Raw genomic sequence first — 1,039 nt, 5'->3', positions numbered from 1 at the left:
CGGTTGGGGCTGGATGATGGTGGCCGGTTCGCTGATGAAGTGCCGCCCGGTCGGTGAGGTCCAGTTGAGAGTGCCGTCGGGCAGCATTTCGTAGCTCCACCGGGTCTCCGACTTCAGCCCGTGCTCGCCCGGACACAGGTGCGCGAGATTGTCGTGCGCGGTGAGCCCGTCGAACTGCCAGTCCAGCGCATGATCGATGTCGGAGTGCGCCGCGCCGCGGTTGCAGCCCGGGAACCGGCACGTCTCGTCCCGCACCTCCAGGTAGCGCCTGAGGTCTTTGGGCACCTTGTAACGGTCGCGGCCGACCGAGAGCACGACCCCGGTCTCCGGGTGCACCAGGATCCGGGTGAAGCTCGGCGCCCGGGCGGCGATCCGCCGGGCGGTGTCGGGATCGATCGGGCCGTAGCCTTCGAGGTGCCCGGGTTCCTCGCTCTGACCCATCAGCGTCAGCACCGGGACGGTGACGTGCACCCGGCCCCGAATCCCCTTGCCGAGTCCCCTGGGGGTCACCCCGTCCAGGATCAGGTCCTTGAACACGTCGGCCCTGAGCCGGCCGAGGGTGCGGTCTTCGTCCGGGCCCAGCAGGCTCAGGCCCATGACGGTGATGCGGTCGTACGCGGCCTGCACCTTCTCCGCGGAGTCGTACCAGTGCAGCGACGCCATCCCGTCGGCCTCGGGCTCGAAGAACACGTTGCGCTCCGAGGCTGACTTCTGGTGCCGGGCCGTGATCGTCTCCGGGTGCAGCCGCTCCCGCAAGATCCTGGCCTTGCGCTTGAGTTTCGACGCGGTCAGGTTCTCGGCGGACTTCAGCAGGGCCTCCTCGAACGCGGCCTTGGCTTCGTCCGGGAGCGACCAGGCCTGGCCCATCAGCACCTGCGCGTGCCGGTAGCTGATCTGGCCCGACCGGAGCGCGGCCATCGTCAGCGGAAGCTCCCCAGTGAGACACCCGCTCTCATGGATCAAGGTCTCCGCCGACCGCTGTGGAATCCGGATCGTGCAGGCCAACTCGCTCGTGAACTCGCGCTCGGCGACGGTGTCG

1 protein-coding gene is annotated in these 1,039 nt (G+C 68.7%); it reads right to left on the bottom strand.

Translation table 11 applies throughout. The features are described 5' to 3' along the window. Positions 1-1,005: HNH endonuclease signature motif containing protein (locus tag E3T37_RS07760; protein WP_255572777.1), on the bottom strand; the 1,005-nt coding region annotated here is incomplete at its 3' end. Between the last annotated feature and the right edge of the window lie 34 nt (positions 1,006-1,039).

It is taken from the genome of Cryobacterium sp. TMT2-10 (genome assembly GCF_004403075.1).
Lineage (GTDB): Bacteria > Actinomycetota > Actinomycetes > Actinomycetales > Microbacteriaceae > Cryobacterium > Cryobacterium shii.
Note: the sequence above shows the minus strand (reverse complement) of the source record. Positions and strands in the feature narration are given on the sequence as shown.